The sequence below is a fragment of the Pelagibacterium sp. 26DY04 genome (genome assembly GCF_031202305.1).
Lineage (GTDB): Bacteria > Pseudomonadota > Alphaproteobacteria > Rhizobiales > Devosiaceae > Pelagibacterium.
Map to the genome: position 1 here is coordinate 534291 of NZ_CP101731.1, position 19821 is coordinate 554111.

At 58.7% G+C, this 19821-nt stretch carries 13 protein-coding genes; 9 read left to right on the plus strand and 4 right to left on the minus strand.

What is annotated here, in order from left to right:
- The first annotated feature begins 592 nt into the window (after positions 1-592).
- From NO932_RS02500 to NO932_RS02525, 6 genes are all read left to right on the plus strand, one after another.
- On the plus strand, positions 593-2875 hold the full coding sequence (locus NO932_RS02500; RefSeq protein WP_309209434.1) for a hypothetical protein: 2283 nt from the start codon (positions 593-595) through the stop codon (positions 2873-2875).
- Complete coding sequence (locus NO932_RS02505) at positions 2868-7061, plus strand: DEAD/DEAH box helicase family protein (RefSeq protein WP_309209436.1); 4194 nt, start codon at positions 2868-2870, stop codon at positions 7059-7061. Before NO932_RS02500 ends, NO932_RS02505 begins: the two co-directional genes overlap by 8 nt.
- A 2-nt stretch (positions 7062-7063) precedes the next feature.
- On the plus strand, positions 7064-9271 hold the full coding sequence (locus NO932_RS02510; protein ID WP_309209438.1) for a hypothetical protein: 2208 nt from the start codon (positions 7064-7066) through the stop codon (positions 9269-9271).
- A 281-nt stretch (positions 9272-9552) separates the two neighbouring features.
- Complete coding sequence (locus NO932_RS02515) at positions 9553-10104, plus strand: phospholipase D-like domain-containing protein (RefSeq protein WP_309209440.1); 552 nt, start codon at positions 9553-9555, stop codon at positions 10102-10104.
- Entirely contained in the window at positions 10104-11666 is a 1563-nt protein-coding gene (locus tag NO932_RS02520; protein WP_309209442.1) for an Eco57I restriction-modification methylase domain-containing protein, read from the plus strand. The genes NO932_RS02515 and NO932_RS02520 overlap by 1 nt, the downstream gene beginning before the upstream one ends.
- Before the next feature lie 277 nt (positions 11667-11943).
- Complete coding sequence (locus NO932_RS02525) at positions 11944-12219, plus strand: DUF2277 domain-containing protein (protein WP_309209444.1); 276 nt, start codon at positions 11944-11946, stop codon at positions 12217-12219.
- Positions 12220-12273: 54 nt separating this feature from the next.
- On the opposite strand, the gene NO932_RS02530 is transcribed toward NO932_RS02525, so the two are convergent.
- Together NO932_RS02530 and NO932_RS02535 are read right to left on the minus strand one after the other, a co-directional pair.
- Positions 12274-12858 (minus strand): hypothetical protein, encoded by a 585-nt coding sequence (locus NO932_RS02530; protein WP_309209446.1) that lies wholly within the window; start codon positions 12856-12858, stop codon positions 12274-12276.
- A 239-nt stretch (positions 12859-13097) separates the two neighbouring features.
- Positions 13098-13523 carry a cytochrome c gene (locus NO932_RS02535; RefSeq protein WP_309209448.1) on the minus strand — a complete coding sequence of 142 codons (426 nt, stop codon included), beginning with the start codon at positions 13521-13523 and terminating at the stop codon, positions 13098-13100.
- 413 nt (positions 13524-13936) lie between these two features.
- Between NO932_RS02535 and NO932_RS02540 the strand changes: the two genes are divergently transcribed.
- The 3 genes from NO932_RS02540 to NO932_RS02550 all read left to right on the plus strand — a co-directional run bounded on the left by NO932_RS02540 (position 13937) and on the right by NO932_RS02550 (position 18106).
- The gene (locus NO932_RS02540; protein ID WP_309209450.1) at positions 13937-15790 is read left to right on the plus strand and encodes a PQQ-binding-like beta-propeller repeat protein; all 1854 of its coding nucleotides are present in this window, start codon (positions 13937-13939) and stop codon (positions 15788-15790) included.
- A 154-nt stretch (positions 15791-15944) separates the two neighbouring features.
- A complete protein-coding gene (locus NO932_RS02545; protein ID WP_309209452.1) occupies positions 15945-16811 on the plus strand; it encodes a quinoprotein dehydrogenase-associated putative ABC transporter substrate-binding protein in 867 nt (288 codons plus the stop codon).
- The gene (locus tag NO932_RS02550) at positions 16808-18106 is read left to right on the plus strand and encodes an ABC transporter substrate-binding protein (protein ID WP_309209454.1); all 1299 of its coding nucleotides are present in this window, start codon (positions 16808-16810) and stop codon (positions 18104-18106) included. The genes NO932_RS02545 and NO932_RS02550 overlap by 4 nt, the downstream gene beginning before the upstream one ends.
- A gap of 22 nt (positions 18107-18128) precedes the next feature.
- Here NO932_RS02550 and NO932_RS02555 read toward each other — a convergent pair whose 3' ends face one another.
- Both NO932_RS02555 and NO932_RS02560 read right to left on the minus strand, forming a co-directional pair.
- A complete protein-coding gene (locus NO932_RS02555) occupies positions 18129-19007 on the minus strand; it encodes an ABC transporter permease (protein WP_309209455.1) in 879 nt (292 codons plus the stop codon).
- A 3-nt stretch (positions 19008-19010) separates the two neighbouring features.
- Positions 19011-19814: an ABC transporter ATP-binding protein gene (locus NO932_RS02560; RefSeq protein WP_309209457.1), complete on the minus strand. Its 804-nt coding sequence runs from the start codon at positions 19812-19814 to the stop codon at positions 19011-19013.
- Positions 19815-19821 lie beyond the last annotated feature (7 nt).

A 19821-nucleotide genomic window follows, 5' to 3' on the forward strand; every position in this document is an offset into this window, starting at 1 on the left:
AAAGGTTGACGTCTGAGCTGCTCCTCACCGGACCAATGAACGATGGCTCTGTCGAGGATGTCCGGCGCATGTTTCGTGGGGAGTTCCGATAGGGATGATCTACGATATAGGTGTGTTTTTCTGTCAGAAGATGTCAACAATGCTGGCTGGGGGGGCAGTATAGTTGAGCAAAAGCAGGGAGCGCGACTGGTCCGCTAAAAGCTGGAATCAGCGCCGAGAGAAAAGCGAAAAGTCAAGGGGCGAACGGATCCGGACCCTTTTGGATGGCCAGCGCCGGAAAGCGTTGCCTGTCGATACGCGAGTAAGTCGGCCTGGAATCTCTACACCTACCATAACCCGCTATTCGACTACTGCGTATCCCGACGCATGGAGTGCGCTCTCTGCCGGTCGACCTGCGGTGGAGGCCTTCCTTGAGTCAGTCGAGGACAGCAGAGATCGGGTTCTTCTGACGTGGCCGGAAAGACCAGGAAATGGGTTTACTCTTGCTGCATTGGCTATGCGGGAAGCGCGCGCATCGGGGCGACTGTCGTCAGCGACTGTGGCAGTTTGGCCTTGGCGGACGGGGCTGACTCGCGCCTCACGTTCTGTGCTGGTGCATCCACTGGATATCGCCGAAGCCGCAAAGCATGCGGTGAATGATCAGCAAAATGGAGCTGACTGGTTTACCACTGGTGAATTTGCCCACCATGAACTGAGCATGGTTGAGCTTCGTCTCCGCGACCTGCTTCCTGAGAATGCTCCACAGCGCATAGTTCGGGGACGACGGCGGATCGAAATGTTGGTCCGTAATCCGACATTGCTCGAGACGACTGCTGTTTTTCCGCCATCTCAAGCTGGTTACTCCCCAGATGCCGATCAGGTTTTGCGACGAGTGCGGGATCACACGCATTTGGGAGATCAGGGCGGCAGCCTGCATGGTGCCAGAGCGTCGATTGGTGATCCCAAAACCACTCCATTCGCAATCCTAGGTCTGCCGGGGGAGCGCACACCGAAGCGTATCACTCGTTACCTCGATCATCATCTCCTGGCGGATCGTCGCATAGACGTCGTTGTTGTCGATCTGACCCGGCAGTCACGCGAGGAGCTAGGCGAGCATTGGGAAAAGCGGCTTGGCACCCTATTGGAAGCTCTGGACGCAATATCTGGGCGTCGTCCCGCCATCCTCGCAGTTTGCGAAGATCCTTTCACTTTGAAGGCTGCAACTCGAGCGCTACGAGCCCACAATGCCCGGCTGAGACCTCGGCGACAGAATCCAGAGGAGGTGGGTATCTGTCTCACTTCTCGGGGGTTCTTGGGACCATCACCCAGCCTTCCGACTCAATTGCCAGAGGTCCGCTTCCATGCCGACATCAAAGACGCGTCTCTCGCTGTTTTGCGAGACGATTTGCTGGCCCTGTCGAGCAAGCTCAAGGAATTCGGCAATGTCGATGAGATGAGGGCTGCTGGCAAGGCACTCTCGTTCGTGCGTCGCGTCGCGAGCCTTCCTTTGGGTTTGTCAGAAGCTTTGAGAACCGCTGATACGCTATTTGACGCGGACGATGACGTGGACAGCGCAGTGCGCTCAATGTTCCGGGAGGGTATGGCGCTCGCAGACCTGGCTGCCGTGGCGGACACTGGCGTTGACGGCGGTCGAGCCAGACCCATCATCGCCCGTATCCAGCAATTGGTTTCCATGTGGCAAGACGAAACTCCGGTTTCGGCAAAGTTAGTCGATCTACTCGCCCGCGATGATTGGAATTGTGCCAAGACACTGATTTCGGTGCCCGATCGAAACATCTCTGAAGTATTAATGGGATCAGATAGAGCTCTGCATTGGAAGTGCGCGATCGGCGACCATTTCGATCTCGGGGCGGCGATGGACCGCACATATTTCGACCGGGTGATAGTCATAGGGCCGAGCCCCATGGCATTGAGGACATTGTTGATCAGCGAAAGCACGCCGACCGACGTTGTTCTTCTGGGAGACGCGGCTGGGGCGGGGCTACTGGCAGGTGAACTTTGGCCCCTCATGCGACTGCCTGGATTTTCGGCAGTGGCTGAGCGAGCGACGGGACTACTCGCGGCCCTAAAGCGTGGCGGCTTGGATGAGAAGATCGATCATAGAGAGGCCGAATTCAAAATTGCGCCAGCAGCGGGGTCACGCGACATCGATCTCAGTCGTGAGGGTGGCGATTACACCGGTGAGAGGGTTATCCTCCACACATCCGGTCACCGTATCGTATATCGACCGACAAGCGACGTGCTCGTTTTTTCCTCGAGCGAAGCAAGGCTGTTCGAAAAGTTGCCGGCTCATGAAATCGAACCTGGCGATCACGTCCTGGTATTGGACGAAGAGACACGGAACAGGATTCGTGCGGCACTCGCCACATCCCACACAAGTTTGGCTCAGCTAGCACTCTATCATAATCAGATCGCTGTTCTCAGAGAACAGACGCCCGGTGCTACGGGCATGGATAAAGCCCGGCAAATTGTTCAGAACATGCGGGAAATTGATCCCAGCGTTCCGGACAGTGAAGTGCACAATGTTCACCGTTGGCTGACCGCCGATCTTGCAGCCCCGTCGAATGATGGTGCGCGGCAACCCCGCGCGGCTCGAGACGCGACACGCTTCAACCTCTTCATGCAGGCGAACGGTATATCCTCCCTAGTGGCCAAGACCTACTGGGACCTCGCCATCGTGCCAACGCGGTCCTACCGGGTGCAGGAAGGTTTCCAGTTTAACCAGCGTGTCGTCCAGTTCATCCTCGACCCTGAAAGCGCGCAAGGCGGTAGTCCCACTGATGCGGGACTTAGAAAACTCTGGCTCTCCCTCCACGAGTCCGTGGACGAAGTCGAACGCGTGGAAATAGCAAAAGGGAACGGCGCTCATGGTTGAACCTCTTCCGCTTCGTGGCATGGACCCCGACGAGCGCCAGATCCTCAAGGAAGCAGTTTGCGACGCCATACTCGAGCGCACACGCAGGGTCGTGTCGGGAGCAGGTGAAAGCGGGCGATATGTCATTGGCTCGAAACCATCTCGTGTGCTCAGCAGCGGTTTCATACTGCCGCGCCATGATCAAGGCGGTGACGACGAGTCTAATGACATAAGGATTGCGTCTCACGGTCTCGATCTGCGCGTTCGAGAGAGCAGCGGCAATCTAGAAATCACGCCCACACTATCCGTTTACATTCGGGTCCTCCCAAGTGCGGAAGACCTATTCGAACGAGAAGGCCGACTGATTCCAAGAGCAGAGTTGTCCGGCGATGCCAAGGCAACTGTAAATAAGCAGATAAAGCGCCTGATGGCCGAGCGGGGGCCAATACCGAAAGGCAAGGCTTACGCCGAACTCAGGGCGGAAATCGCGGCCCAGGTCCATAAAAGCATGGGTATCCTGGTTCCAGAGGGAGCAGTTATCGTTCCAGACGACGATGGAACCCAGCAAAGTCAGGATGACGCCCCCTCGACCGTTCCAATAAGCACCAGGTTGAGGATTCCCAATGCGCTGTCGCGAAAATATGAGACGCCAGCAAAATGGCGCCGCGTCGACGTCGCCACGGATGCATTGGTGCTGCCACTGCCGGTAAACGTCGGCGCATGGGAAGCCATGGCAGATGCCTATAGCCAGCAGATAGGTTTGGCAATTCGAGAGGCTTGTGTGTCCTTCCTCGCTACAGACGAAGGCCAAGCTTGGGCGTGGCGCCGGGGCAGACCGGAATCCGAAGACTTTTGGTCGCCCGATGCATGGAATGCCTTCTTAGATCGAATCCGTCGCAATCCTCCAGTGCCCGCCGACCTGATCCCGCCGATTCAGGCCAAACTGCTCGTCCAAGCCCTTCAAGACGTGACCGCACCCGGATGCCATTCTCTCAGGCTTGCTCTCGAGAACCTTCTGGAGACGGACGCCAAACTTGAAAGTGGCCTCTTCGGTGTCAGTCTGACCGTTCGACTACCTGAGGATGCCCTTGCCCCCATGAGATTGGAGCGAGTGAAGCGCAGCTATCATCTCAACGGCTTCATGAATATGCCGGCCATAGGTGTGAACGGCGGCGTGGATGATGTTGGTGTGAGCGACGGAACACGTACACTGCGCACAACCTGGATGCCCCGCTACGTGCTTCCCAGGATGCTCGCTCGGGACATCCCGACTGTGCCGACAGAATATGTCCGTTTGTCGGACCCCAAATTGCCGGTAGGGCAACTACGCGGCGTCGTTGCGGAAATGGATGCTTGGCGAGAACACGTAAGGCAAACCACTGACCTCACACTTCGATCCGATGAAGGAGATGCCATAGACGAGAGCCGGCAGCGCGAACAGTTTCAGAATGATCTGAATGCATGGAACTATGAAGCCCGGCGCGTGGAGTTGGGCATTGAAACTCTTGAGCGGTCGCAGCGCGCCTGGTCTCAGGATCCTCAGTCCCCCAGTGCCATCCCGTATAAGGCCTGGTTGTTGTTGAACGAAACGTTCAATCGAGCAAACCCTTCTCGTAAAGGAGACAGGCCGTCGGGATGGCGGTTGTTCCAGCTCGCATTCATTCTGGCGCATGTGCCGACACTGTCATCACGGCTGCCGGACTTCCATGACGTCTTCCGAGCCGACTTTGACGAGGAAGCTGTCAGCTTGCTTTACATGTCTACCGGTGGCGGGAAGACTGAGGCCTTCTTTGGCACCGTAGTGTTCGGTCTTTTCCTCGACCGGCTGCGAGGTAAACATCGCGGCGTTACAGCCATGCTGCACTATCCACTCCGCCTGCTCACCGTTCAGCAGGCGCAGCGCCTCGCCCGGCTGTTGGCGCAAGCCGAGCTAGTGCGCGCTCGCGAGGGAGTTGCGGGTGCTCCCTTCGAAATTGGTTTCTGGGTGGGAGGGGGCAATACCCCAAATCGTACGGAGAAAAGACCGGGTGTAGTCAGCGATGAAGTCGCTGCGGTTCCGGCCTGGAATTCAGCGCGGGCGAGCGATGAGGAGGCGCTCCTTGATGGTTCTGCGCCGGGCATTAGGGGCTATCCCGCAGCGCATTCGGCATGGAATAAATTGCCCACCTGTCCCTTCTGTCGGTCCGACGTGCCGACAGCCCTGCGGTTATTTCCGGAAGAGCATAATCGGCTTGGCATCGTTTGCCGAAACTCGCATTGCGACTGGAATATCCTGCATCGAACCTCCGGTAGACCAGTTCCATTGCCTTTCCTTCTGACTGACATGGACATCTATCGCAGGGCGCCCTCCATTCTCTTGGGCACCATCGATAAGTTGGCTCTGATCGGCCAGAATACTTATACGATTGACTCCATTGCCGGCATGTTTGGTCTCGCCCGCGCTGTTGAACAAGGCGGTGCCAAGCTTTTGGTCAGGGCGACTGGCCAAGACCTCGAGCAAGTTGGGAATGGTGGGATCAACGGTGTTTCGCCAGCTTACAATGGGGGCGAGGAACTATTTCTGGATCCTTTCCCAAGCCTCATCATCCAGGACGAGATGCACCTTCTTGAGGAGAGCCTGGGAACATTTGGTGGCATATTCGAGACCGGCCTGTTTGCCTGGCTTCGGCGGCTCGCACTACTGCTGGGCAACCGTTCTGCTCGCGTCCCAGGCGCGCCCGACGTAGCGCGCCTTCCCCACGTTATTGGGGCGACGGCGACCGTATCAGACGCTGCTAAGCACGCCCGAGCTCTCTATCAGCGCAAAGTGTGCCAATTCCCACATCCGGGTCCGTCGCTTCATTCCACGTTCTACAGCGGTATTGCCAGTTTCGCAGGCGACGGTGTCGGTTCCGATCGAGCAGGCGTCATCGAAGAGATCTCTGCACACCCTCGAGACAGAGAGCAGGCCGCGCCTTGGGCAAGGCTATATGCCAGCATCATGACGAACGGTCGCCTTCATACGGTTACCACCATCTCCGTCCTTGCCGCTCATGCTGCAACCATAACTCGATGGCAGCGAGATTTGGCATCATCCGATCCAGTGAGGCAACAGCGCGCGGTCGATGAGATTAGGGATTGTATTTCCGACGCGCCCTATTCGGCAGCCAGGCGGTCGGCGGTGCAATCCGCAGGCAGTGGCAACATAGACCGGCTTGCTGCCTTGATCGACCTACATCGCATCGAGTTGACCTACGTGACCAACAAAAAGGGTGGGGACCAGATACTGTCAGCACTCAATGCCGAGGCGTATGAGGCCCACGCGGCTATGGGCAATGACTATACCCTAACCGGATTCCTGACGGAGCTGATTTCAGGTGGTGTGGACATTGCGGGTATCCAACGTGTCATTCGCTCGGCTGAAGCGCCGTTCGATCCGATGGCCGACGATATTTCGGAAGCCTTGCGCATCATCGTTGCGACAAGCGCAATCTCGCATGGCGTCGACGTTGAGGCGTTCAACTCCATGGCCTTTGCGGGCATGCCCTCTGACATTGCTGAATACATTCAGGCATCTTCGCGTGTTGGTCGAACCCATGTCGGCTTTTCGCTCTTGGTGCCGACCCCCCAGACGAGGCGAGACCGATTTGTCGTGGAGGTTCATGAGTCCTTCCATCGACTGCTCGAGCGCATGATTTCACCGCCCGCTATCGAGCGCTGGGCCGATCGTGCCATTGAACGAACGGTGCCGTCGCTTTTGCAGACTTGGCTTGCTGGCGTCTACTTTCAAACAAAGTTCGTCAACGCCCCAGTCCAGGGCAAGCAGAACGTAGCCTTTCCTCACAGTGTCGAGCAATTGGAACGTGTGCTGTCAGACCCCGCTCAGCTACGGGACTGTGCCAATTTCATCCGGGAGGCGATTGGAATCGAAGCGCCTGAAGGTGGTGCACAGAACCAAAACTACTATGCCGATCTGGTTTCCCAACAGCTTCGACTAATCACGAATGAAGCTTCATCTGGTCGGTTCAACGGGCAGTTGGACAAGTTCTGGGGCAATGGCTTGACCGGATTGAAAAAGCCAATGTCGAGCCTGCGTGACGTGGATGCCGCTGGGAAAATTGAGCCTGAGCAGTATACCGAGAGGGAGATCCTCGCGGCAGCGATGGCCTTTGTTCGAAACCGCGGCACGAAGCGGGCTGCAGGTAACGAACTGGATAGAGAGGACTGACCATGGCCAAAGCACCAGCAATGCAACGTTCGCGCGGTCAGATTGCCACGGCCTACGCTCCGCACAGCCTCTTTACGTTCGAGGGTGGTCGCGGTGCCTGTATGGCTTTGCCCACCAAACGAAATCCGCGCGTCGACCTTTCCGTCGTCACCATGCGAACAATCGGTGAGATGATCCAGGAATACTTCGCTACCTGGTACGATCGGGCGCAGCGCGGTGACAACTTGGCACATGCTGTACCTCCGGAACTGGCCGTCGACAAACACGTGCTGGTAGAAAACGAAGTCCGAGTGAATCTCGGTTCATTCGAGTTTCAGATTCCTGATCAGGCTGAGTACAGGCCGTTCCCGCTGGCTTTCGCGTGCGGACGATGCAAGCTTTTTAGAAGCAGCCGAGACCCGAAAGCTCTTGACCGGGAGGGCGAAGGTTTCAAATCAGCCTGTCCGCACGGATCACGCAACTGTGCCGATGATTGGGAACAACTCGACGTCGTTCTGACGCATTGGTCGGGAGAGGTCGAGCCTATTTCGCCAGAATATCGTCACTGGAACTCGGATCGCCAGGAAATACAGTCCATCAATACCTGTGACAACTGTGGTGAGAACAGGTTCTTTCTCCAGAGGCCTCCTGGTCGACTTGGCGACTGGTATTTTGAATGCGTCAATTGTCGGCAGCCACGGCAGATTCTGCAGCGCGATAGGACAAGCCTTAAGGTTCTTGGGCCCTTGGTTGACGCCGGACAAGCGACTTGGGCCGAGATCAACATGGAGCCGGTGTCATACCGTGCATCCGCGGCATACTACGTCCACAGCGATCGACTACTCGTCTTCGAGAATGACAAGCACCTCGCTTTGCTCAACGATCCCCACACGGGTGACTTGGAGCGCCTAGTATCATCGCAATACGGGTATCCGGTCGCAACGTTAGCAGATTCCGAACGCGAGCGAGTTCTTCGGGAAGCCGGGCGAGGTGCGGAATGGGCCGAGTATCAGTCATTGAAGGATATCCTCAATGTGCTTGAAAGCCAGCCAGGCATTACCGACGAGATGGTGGCAGCTCAGAGAAATCAATTGATTAAACTGGAAGAGGGGTGGGCCGGCTCGGTATTTAAGGATTATGCACAAGCACCCGCTGGGGTCGAACGGGCCTGTAAAGGCAGACGGAACTATGTCCGCAAACACGATCCCTTGCGGATGGTGGTTGAGCATCTCACCCTACAGGAAGAAAAACTGCATGGTGGCCGTATGGCGGACGGCAAGCAGGTATCGGTAGACGTCGTGCAGTTGGATCCGTTCCTGCGACCTGATGAACTGACAGAATCGGATCGATTGAAACAGCAGGCGGCCACGGCTGCGAAATTGAAGGGCTTGGGTATTGCAGAAATGCGCCTTCTGCGCGGGGTGGGCATTTGCGAGTATAGCTTCGCCTATACGAGGACCTCGGCGACGCCTTTCGTCACTCGCGAGAAGGCCGGCGCCGCCGAAATGCCGGTACGCCTTCGGCTCTTTGACAAGGTGGAGATCTCAGACGGCGCCAAACACCCCATCCTTTGCTCAGTTCAGAAAAATGAAGGCTTCTACGTCAAATTGGACGAGGAGTTGGTGCGTGAATGGCTGGACAGGAACAGCATTCCACTGCCGAGTGCGGCACCTGGCGTAAAGCTGGGAGGCCAGCTCATCGAGAATTTTGATGCTCTGGAACAAGACCGGGCTACACGGTTCTCGAGGTTCCTCGACGAGTATCGCCGAGAGGGTGCCTTGTCGCGCCAGGCCTATCCATTTGTGTATACACTGTTGCACACCATGGCCCATCACCTCATTGACACCTGTTCTTCTATGTCGGGATTGGACCTAGGGTCCTTTGGTGAACACCTGTTTGTTCCTGACCTTGCCTTCCTTGTTTACCGGCGAGGGACGACCATGGATTTGGGGAACCTCTCCTCAATGTGGCGCGATCAGGGTGACCCAGACGTCGGTAACCACGTCCTAGAACACATGCTCAATCCGTCCAGTCTTCGCTGCGGTTCAGAAAGTGTCTGCAATCATAGGGGTGGTGCTTGCCCAGACTGCGTCCTCATTCCCGAAAATGCCTGTGTAACCCGCAATGAACTGTTGTCGCGATCGGTGTTAGTGGGCCGTGGTAAGCCGCGGTTCGACAATTCCCCGGGACGGTTGGTGGGTTATCTTGACCTGGCGGTCGCACGTCCATGATTGCCGGCACGCCCTTCCTCGGCAGTGGCGTTGGCCGCTCGCTGATCCTAGCCTTGGGGCAAGACTGCGAAGCTGGTGCAGCTCTGGCAAGCCGATTGGAAGAGGGTGCAACCTCGTTCACTGGAGCAACAACCAATTGGGGATTTGGGGCTGCAGCAATCGATAGAGTTTCTAGGGATTTCGAGAAACGGGGGTGGTTGGTCAGAGATGGGGCTGGGTGGCGACGAACGGACGTCGATCTCCCAAAAGGACTTTCAAGCTTCCTTTCGGGAGCTGCGGCTATGCGCAACATCACCTTGGCTGAGACTGAATCCGTGGCAGTTGTTACATTACCGGCAGCACCAAGCCGGCTCGCTGAAGTCTTGCCGACTGAGGGGCCGGTTCATGCCAGCATGGAAAAGACCAGCGACGAAATGGCCAGGATCGCGAGATCTGCCGTCTCCTCGATCACCATCATGAGCCCGTTTGTGAACCGCGATGGCGCGGAATTTGCAATGCGAACTTTTGATGAAAGTCCGGCACCACAAAAAACTCTTATCACCCGCCTGTCCGGAAAGACGGGTCGGGCGGTGCGTCCATTGGTTGCGGAAATGCAGAGACGAGGCATCCGAGTGCTGGATTATTTCATCCGCGCAGGCGATGGTTATGAGACGTTTCATGCCAAGATCGTCATCGCAGATGGTGATCTTGCATATATCGGTAGCGCCAACATGACACTTTACGACCGGCATTCGATGGAGCTTGGGATCATCGTTAAAGGCAAGCCGGCACGTGCTGTTTCGGCGTTGGTTAGAAGTGTTGAGCGTGTATCTGTTCCGGTGAGTGCAACCTGATGCTGTTTTATCAAGCTACTCCCGAGGAGCGCATCACCCGCATCATGAGCTGGCACCGTCGTGACAAGGTGCTGAATGCCCTGTCAGCAAGCCTTGCAGTTGTTCAGCGTGACTGCGCTCATGACGTGATAAAACTGCTCGAAGGACTGGAACCGGAATGGTCTGACTATGCGGCCGCCAGCGTATATGCCGCGCTCATGGGAAGCGAGCGAAGGAAGAAACTTGGGGCTTACTTCACCCCGCCAGGCCTGGTCCGATACCTGCTGAGCCGAGCCGAGCATTTTGGTGTCGACCTTGCGCAGCACCGTGTGCGGGATCCCGCGGCAGGTGGCGCCGCCTTTATTGTTCCGATTGCTCGCGAGATGGTTCGTCGCTGGCGTGCAGAATCGATGTCGGACGCGGACATTGTAGCAAGGCTGACCCATCAACTGATGGGTCGTGAGATCGATCCTGACTTGGCTACCCTTGCAAATACACTGCTGAGACGATGCCTGACTGTCGAATACGGGATTGATCATGAGTTGGCAAATTCGCTCGAATTAATTGCCACTGGTGACAGTCTTTCGATCGAAGCTGATGAAGGGACAGACCATGAGATTGGCAACCCGCCTTTCCTGCGTCTTGCTGCAAAGGATGCCCCACCAGGCGCATCGCTATACGACGACATCGCTTCTGGCCGACTGAACCTTTATTCGGTGTTTGTCCGGCGAGGCCTGGAAGCCTTGCCTGCTGGTGGCATCCTTGCATACATCATTCCGGCGTCGTTCATAGGTGGGCCGGAGTTCAAGCGCTTCCGTTATCGTATCAGACAAATGGCTGAAGTGCTTGCCGTCGATATGATCGATGGTAGGAGCGCTATTTTCACAGACGTTATCCAAGATACCTGCGTGATTGTTCTGCGTCGACGTCATGAAGATATTGACAGCTTGGTGGAAGAGACGGCTGCTTCCAATTTCGTGACCGGGGCTGGGCATGTTTCGTCCGAGGGCCTGATTTCCTTGCCCGCGAATGATGGACCTTGGGTGCTACCGGGCGAGACAAACGATTTGCCGTCCACCTTGGCTGACTGGGGATACGCTCCTCGGATTGGATATCTCGTTGCCAATCGGCAGCAAGATCGCCTTCACCAGGAACCTGCACCAGGGCGAGTCCCCCTGATTTGGGCCAAAGCCATTGGCCAAGATGGTAGTTTTGACTTCGAGCGCGGCGCCACTTTGAAAAAGTACGGCTGGGTCGATGCACCGCATGACGCCAGCTACGTCGTTGATCAAGCGTGCGTGGCCATTCAACGGACGTCAGCTCGAGGTCAAAGACGGCGCATCACCGCCGCGGAAATCCCTTTGGAGTTCGTGACGGCTCACGGTGGCTTTGTGGCCGAAAATCATGTCGTCGTGCTGGTGCCCACCAGGCCCAACCCTGTGTCTCCGAAACTCCTGGCAGGTGCCCTGAATTCAACTGAAGTCGGTAAGCAGTTTGACCGAATGTGCGGATCAGCGTCCATCCCTGCGAGGCTGCTTGCGGTATTGCCGATGCCGGCCCCGCCGGATCCTGTGGGAATATGATCGTGTTGCTTACGCCTTGGCCATTTCAGGATGACATCCCAGTCGACCCAAGATTCTTTGGAAACTTGGTCAAATCGACCCAAAAAGGTTTGGAACGTCGACCCAGGAATTTTTGGAGGGGTATGAAATTTCAAAGGCTTAGGCGACCCAGGATTCTTTGGGGCCGACACTGAAATCGCTTGCTCGCAGATTTCGCGTTCGGCGGGACTGTTCGCCTTGCGTTGCATCGCTATCGATCCGGTGCGACAGTGGACTGTCCGTGATGGAGGAGAAGTTCATGTGCCGCAACATCAAGCCGCTTTTCAATTTTGAGCCGCCGGCCACCAGGAACGAGATGCATGACGCCGCGCTCCAGTTCGTGCGCAAGATCTCGGGGTGCACGCGACCGTCACAGGCCAATGAAGCTGCATTTTATGAAGCAGTGGAGGAGATCGAGAGATCCGTGCACAAGCTGCTGGCGGCACTCGATACCAAAGCGCCGCCCAAGAACCGTGAGATCGTCGCTGCCAAGGCGCGCGAACGCGCCAAATTGCGGTACGCGCGTGCCACGTGATTTCCATCGACGGGCAGTTCGGCTCGCCGCACGAGCGTGTGACGAGCCGATGAATTATTGATCCGCGGAAGTATCCTCGGTGACGTCGTCGGCCGGAGCTTCGGGAGCGGTTTGGCCTTCTGTAGCAGGCTCGTTCTCACCGGCTTCCGCATCGGTGCCTGCAGCGTCGACGTCGCTGTCATCAATGAAGATGGTCAATGAGCCATCGCCTTGCACCCAGAGCGCAGCGACATCCTCGGCAGTGTGACCGGCTTCTTCAAGAGCGGCGGAGATGTGGGAGTTGGCCGCGATCGCTGCCTGCATCTCGGAGATATCGGCCTGATCGCCCGGCACGCTCACCGTATATTCGTCGGCCGTTTCGGTGGCCTCTTCCTGCAGCGAGGAAAGCGGTACGATTTCGATCTCGGTATCAGCCGTCACCGCTGAAAGATCGGCCTCGGCCATGCTTTGCAAGGCGGCGTTCAGATCATCATAGGTGAACGCGCCGCCTTCGGCGTCATCGTTCGCACCGGCACCCGCATCGCTCGCATTTCCGGCGTCCATTGAAGTGGACGCATCGCCGGCATCCTGCGCCGATGCGATCAAGGGCACTGAAAGGGCGAGCGCCACGCTCAGGGCAAGTACAGAAAGCCTATTCATTTTATCCTCCGCTTGGGTTGATTGGTCCCACCTCGGAGATCAAACGCGTGCCTCGCGCCCCGGTTGCAAAGCGCTGGAGGTGTTGGCGGCATCAGCGGAGAATGAAATTGCCCTCGGACGCGCCAAAGAGGAGGCCGACAGGAATGTCGGCCAAGCATGTACCCTGCGGGCTGGCAGTCATGAGGGGGAGGTCGGCGCCAAGCGACATCCCCGGATTTGTAGATCGATTGCCTGAGTCTTTACTCGGCGTCCTCGGCCGGATCTTCCGGCGGCGCGCTGCGGCGCATTTCGACCGAACGGGGCAGGACGATGCCGTAGTCGTTCTCCCAGGAGTTGCGGATATAGGTCGCGACCGCCGCGATCTCCTGATCCGAAAGGATTGGAGCAAAAGCCGGCATGCCGTGGTCGGTAGCCCCGAACAGGATCTGATAGATCACTGCCGAGCGCCCTTCGACAACGTTGCTGCCGACAAGGGCTGGTCCGCCGCCCCCTTCTCCCTCCGCGCCGTGGCAAGCGGCACAGTTGTTTGCGTAAACCGTCTCGCCCTCTTCCATGAGCAGGGCCAGCGATTCCTCGTCATTGGCCAATTCCTGTGTCCAGGCGGAGCCAGTCATGAGGCCCGCCGCCAGGATCGCGGCCAATCCGATTCCAATCTGCTTTTTCAATTTAATCCTCCTCCGATAGTACTCAAGCTTTAGCCGGGTTTGCTAAGTTGACTTTGATGGTCAACAAAGCGGTGGTCCTCGGCATCAATGATGCGCGCACGGTATGCTTTCGGCAACTCCTCTTTTTTTCTCGTAATCTCTCCGCGCTACTTCCGCAACTAACATTTTTGATGCCACCTAATACTTGAATATGTGATGGGCTTCTGCAAGATTGGTATGGGAGGCGAATTCCCCTCGCGTGCTCACGCAAGTGCCCGACAAGACACCATGGTCGCGTGAAGAGATTTTGCCACTGCCGATTCCTGGGAGGACTCTTAATGGCTATCCGAACTTTGGGATTGCTGAGGACCTGCGTGTCCTTGGCATCAATTGTCGTCTTGGGGGCAGCCTCTGCCGTCGCCAACGAAGACGTTATGACGTTGTCCGCCGATCCGGCCAACAACGTGATGCCCAACATCACCTATTCCGGGCAGAACTTCAGCGAACTCGATCAGATCAATCTCGACAATGTCGATGATCTCGTCGTCGAATGGACCTTCCAGCTCGGCGTTGCCGACGAGGCGCAGGCGCCCCCGCTGGTTGTTGGTGACACCATGTATGTCATCACGCCCAAACCCAACCGCGTCTACGCGCTCGACCTCAACGAACAGGGGGCCATCAAGTGGGAGTTCCGCGCCGATGCGGAAAATCTCGAGCAGGTTCTTCCGGTGGCGTGCTGCGGCGCTCAGACCCGCGGAGCCAATTACGCTGAAGGAAAGATCTTCTTCCAATCGCTTGGTGGCCACGTCTATGCGCTCGACGCGGAAACCGGCGAATTGATTTGGGACGTCCAGGTCACCGACATTGACAATGCCGAAACCATGGTGGGCAACGGCCTTATCGTCGATAACCTCTACATCACCGGTATGGCCGGCGGTGAATACGGCGTGCGCGGCTATGTCACCGCCTTCGATATCGAAACCGGCGAGGAGGCCTGGCGCTTCTACTCGATGGGCCCCAACGAGGAGGTCGGCATCACCGATCGCTTCCAGCCCTTCTACGAATTCGACCAGATCGAAAATCCGGCCGAAGCATCCTGGTTCGAGGATAGCTGGCAGCAGGGCGGCGGTTCGACCTGGGGTTATTTCACCTATGATCCCGAGCTGAACCTGTTCTACTACGCCACCGGCAACTGCGGCCCGTGGAACGCCGACTATCGTCGTGAATGGGGCGAGGTCGACATGGACGAAAATGGGATCGTCCAGTCCTACCGGTCCAACTACTGCGCCTCGATGCTGGCCCGCGATGCCACCACGGGCGAACTGGTCTGGGCTTATAACCTGACCCCGCAGGACCAGTGGGACCTTGATGAACCCAGCGCTCCGGTGCTTGCCAATATCGAAATCGATGGCGAGGAACGCCAGACCATCATCCGCGCCGCGCGTAACGGCTATTTCTATGTCTGGGATCGTGCCACCGGCGAGCTGCTGAACGAACCCTGGCCCTTCGTTTACCAGAACATCTTCAAGGGCGTCGACACGGAAACCGGCAGCCCGATGTACAACATCGAAGCGATCCTGTTCACCGATGCCGAGGATCGGCTTGAGTACACCGAATCGGGTGCGCTCACCGAAGAGCAGATCGCGATGAACGAGGAAGAGGCCGAGCTTTACGGCGAGGACGAGGTGGACGGCCCCACGGGCACCGAAGCGGTGATCTGCCCGACAATTGCTGCCCGCAACTGGGAAAACGATGCTTATTCGCCCCAGACCGGCCTGCTCTATACGTCGGTTCAGTTCGGTTGCCGCCAGATGCGCGTTACCGAGGGTGAATACAGCTATCCGGCCACCGAATCCTACACGCTGTTCGAGTGGGCCGGTGAAAAGTTCTGGCTCGATCGCGAAGGCAACGAAACCGACGTCAAGAACCAGCTGCAGGCCAACGATCCGGTCACTGGCGAAACCGTCTGGAGCATCGACTACGTCCAGCCCACCCAGGACCCGATCCTGGCCACGGCCGGCGGCCTGCTGTTCGTCGGCGGTGACGACAAGGGCGTGTTCCGCGCCATCAATGCCGAAGATGGCGAGACGGTTTGGGAGTTCCGCACGGGTAACCAGTCCTCGGCCTCTCCTGTCACGTTCATCGGCCCCGATGGCGAACAGCGCATCGCCTTCGTCGCCTCCGCCCGCCCCGGCGTGGTGCAGGTGGCAGCCGATGCCGATCCGGACGCTGTCAATCGCTATCAGCGCGAAGGCAGCACGCTCTATGTCTTCAGACTCAACGACTAAGGTCGGGCAGGGCCTCTTTAGCCCTGCTGTCTGAAGCGAGAAGATCCCGCCCGGCGCGCTCCGCTCGCCGGGCGATTTTATCTTCGGCCTCGACCGCTGCCCGGATGCGGCGCCGGTCGCCTCCTCTCGCCCTGAATAAAGCCGGGAAAAGACCATGAACGATCCAACTCAACGCTGCTCGCATCATCCCCTGGGACGCCTGGTCTCTGCCGCAGCTTTCGCGGCCCTTCTCATCACCGGCCAGTGGGTGACGGCGCCTCTCGCCGGCGCGTGGGAGATGCGGGTCTGCGCGGACCCCGATTATATGCCCCAGTCCAACCGTGCCGAGGAGGGATACGAAAACAGGATCGCCGAAATCCTCGCCGACGAGCTCGGCGCCGAGTTGACCTATCAATGGTGGACCTTGGCCCCCAGTATGGTCAGCGAGCAATTGCGCGAGGGCAATTGCGACATGATGATCGGCGTTCCCGATGGTGGCGACGGCGTTATTGCTACCATCGCCTATTATCGCAGTCCCTATGCCTTTGTTTATCGCGCAGAAGAGGGCTACGACATCGCGACCTTTGACGACGAAATCCTGACCGAACTGCAGCTGGGCACGACCTCGGAGGGCACGAGTGCCCATCTGGCCTTGGCGCGGCGCGGGTTGCTCGACAGGATAACCGTCAGCTCCGAATTCGCGGGCACGAATGCCGGTGCCCGTTTTTCCGCTCTTATCGAATCGGTCGCCCGAGGCGATATCGATGTCGCGGTCCCCTGGGGGCCGGTTGCTGGATATTATGCGGGCTTGCAGGACCCTCCTCTCAGGGTTACGCCCGTCCCCGAGTTCGATATCCCCTTCACCCCCATGTACCATTCCATCGTCATCGCGCTGCGGCTCGGTGACGAGGAGTTGCGTGATCTTCTCGATCAGGCCATCGCCCGGCGATGGGACGATATCTACACCGTTCTGGCCGAGTACAACGTTCCGACGCTTCCTCTGCCTCGCCCTTCCCTCTCGATCGCGGAGCAGCCGCAATGACCACGATCACTCGCCGAAATTTTCTCGCCGGCGCGACGGCGCTTGCCACCGCCGGGCTCGCCGCGCCCGCTCTCGCCAACACCACGGTGCCCTCGCCCATCCGCATCGGCACGGTGTTTCCGGCTCGAACCGGGGCCTCCTTTATAAGGGCGTCGGTCAATGACTTTATCGGCACCGCCGGCCGCATGGGAGCGCTCCTGGCCGACACTCAGCTCGGCACGGGCGTCGAAGCGCAAGGCGCAAGGCTCGATGTGCTGCTTTCGACCTCGCCCACTGTCGAGGCGGCGGTAAGGGCGGGGGAGCGTCTGGTTGAGACTGAAAACATCTGCGCCCTTGTCGGCGGGGTCGGCGAAGGCCAGGCCCAGGTGCTTGCCGAAATCGCCGCACGGGCGCAGATCCCCTTCTTCAACGTGGGGGAAACCTCGGACGCCTTCCGCCGCGAGGCCGCCAGCCCCTATCTCTTTCACATCGAGGCCAGCGATGCGATGTATCTCGACGCCCTGGGCTTGCTGGCGGCCGAGCAGGGGCTAAGGCGCTGGGCGGTGGTGTCGGACACCGGCGATCGCGGTGCAGCCCTCGCTGACAGGGCCGAACGTGCCGCTGAAAAATCCGGATGCATGATCGTCGGCACGGTCATGGTGCCTCCCGCCTTGCCGGTCTATTTCGCTGAAATCGAAGAGCTCGCGGCGCTCGACGCCGATGTCATTTTCGTGCTCGCCGACTATCAGGACCAGTTCCCCCTCATGATACAAATGGAGGAATCGGGGATAACCACACCGACGCTGAGCTTCCCCCACAGCATCACGCAGACGCGGGATTTCATCGCCGCATCGCGCAACCGCCTGCCCATCCTCAACCCGCGGCATCGGGTGGCGCTTTGGGATACGACCAATACCGGGCCGGGCGCCGAAGATTTCAATCTCCAGATCCGCGCCCGCTACGCCGAGCCAGCCGACCCGACCGCCTGGGCTGCGTTCCACGCCATCAAGATCGTGATCGATACGGTGATGGCCACCGGTTCGACAGAGGCCGAGGCGATCATCGCGCATCTGGAGAAGCCAGAAACCACCTTCGACGTGGCCAAGGGCGTGGATGTTTCGTTCCGCCCCTGGGACCACCAGTTGCGCCAGCCGCTCGCGGTTCTCGAGATCGATGACGAGGTGGTGTGGCGCCAGCTCCAGCTCGCAACGCGCATCGATGTCGCCCGCTATACCGGCAGCCTGCCGGCGGGCGAGCCGGAAGATGACGTGGCGCAATGGCTCGATGTCCTGGGGGATGGACCGGAGGAAGCGTGAGCGAGGCTAGCAGGCGCGGCGCTCAGCGGCGCCTGCGAAGCATCCGCTCGACAGACCAGGCAGCCCATATCGTCATCACCGGCGCCAGCCCGAGGGTGACCATGAGGTCGGCCCAGAGCGGCAACTGCTCGAAATCGAGCAGCACGAAGCGCAAGAGATCGAGCTGATAGCTCACCGGATTGATATAGACCAGCGCCTGGATCCAGATCGGCAATTGCACGATCCAGCCACCCCCAATCGCAAAGATCCCGAGCTGCCGCAACTCGTCGCGCAGATGAGCGGGAATATCGAGAAAGCCCACCCCGCCGATCACCCCGCGCAAGGGGAAAATCGAGCCCGAGAGGAAATAGAGCGGCTGAATGATGCCGTTCGAGATCGAGCCGAACCCTTCGAAGGTTTTGAGCCGCGAGGCGATGACAACGCCCCCGGCGGTGATCGAAATGCCCATGAAGAACATGATCACCAGGGCATAAAAGAACCCGTGCGGGGTCACGCGCATATCGAGAAACGGGATGAACAGCAGCGGGATCGCGCCCTGGATCACCGCGATGGTAGCGCCGCCTAGGACCTTGCCCAGGATGACCGAGAGCATCGGGGCGGGGGAGATGATGACGCTGCGAAGCAAGCCCACCTCCCGATCCCACACCAGCGAAACGGCGCATTGGAGGGAACTAAACAGGATATTGAGCGTAATCACGCCGGGCAGGATATACTGGGCATAGGAATAGCCCTCGATCTCGCGCAGGGCCGCGCCCAGTCCGAAGCCCAGGATCACGAGCCAGAGGACGGTGCGCGAGATGCCGCCGAAGATCTGCGAGCGGTCGCGCATGTAGCGGAGCATCTCGCGCCGCCACATGACCGCGATCACATCGAAATCTATTCCGAGAGAAAACTTGGCCATGGCTTACCGGGTGTGCTCGCCCCCGCGCTTGGCAAACCCGACCATGAGGTCACGACCGGTCGCGCTTTCGTCGAACAACTGCTTGCCGGTGAGGGCGATGAACACATCCTCGAGCGTTGCGCCCGGTCCGCCACCATGCGCTTCAATCAGGTCCCGTGGCACCCCGACGGCTACAAGCTTGCCCTGATCGATGATCCCCACCCGGTCGCACAGCTCGGCTTCGGCCAAATTGTGCGTCGTCATCAGCACCGTCATGCCGCGCTGGCGCAGGCTCGCGATCCGCTCCCACAAATGGCGTCGCCCCTGCGGGTCAAGCCCGATCGTGGGTTCGTCGAGCAGCAGGATTTGCGGCTCGTGCATCAGCGCCCGCGCCAGTTCCAGCCGCCGCTTCATGCCGCCCGAAAAGCTGCGCACCGGCTTGCCGCGCGCTGCCTCAAGCGATGCCCATTGCAGGGCCTGCTCAACCGCCTGGGCGCGGCCGGAGCGGGGCAGGGAATAGAGCACGGTGTGGATCTGCAAATTCTCGGCCGCCGTCAGCCGGTCGTCGAGCGCTGGATCTTGAAAAACAACCCCCAGGGAGCGGCGCACCTGCGCGGTTTCGGTGACCGCATCCTGCCCCGCTATGGTGATATGGCCGGCGCTGGGGTGCGTTACGGTCATGAGCATGTTGAGGAGCGTCGTCTTGCCCGCGCCATTGGGTCCGAGAAGGGCGAAGAACTCGCCCTTCTCGACCGTCAAGGAAACGCCGTCGACAGCCTTGTGATCGCCATAGCGGTATTCGACGCCTGATATGTCTATGACGGCCACTTCAATG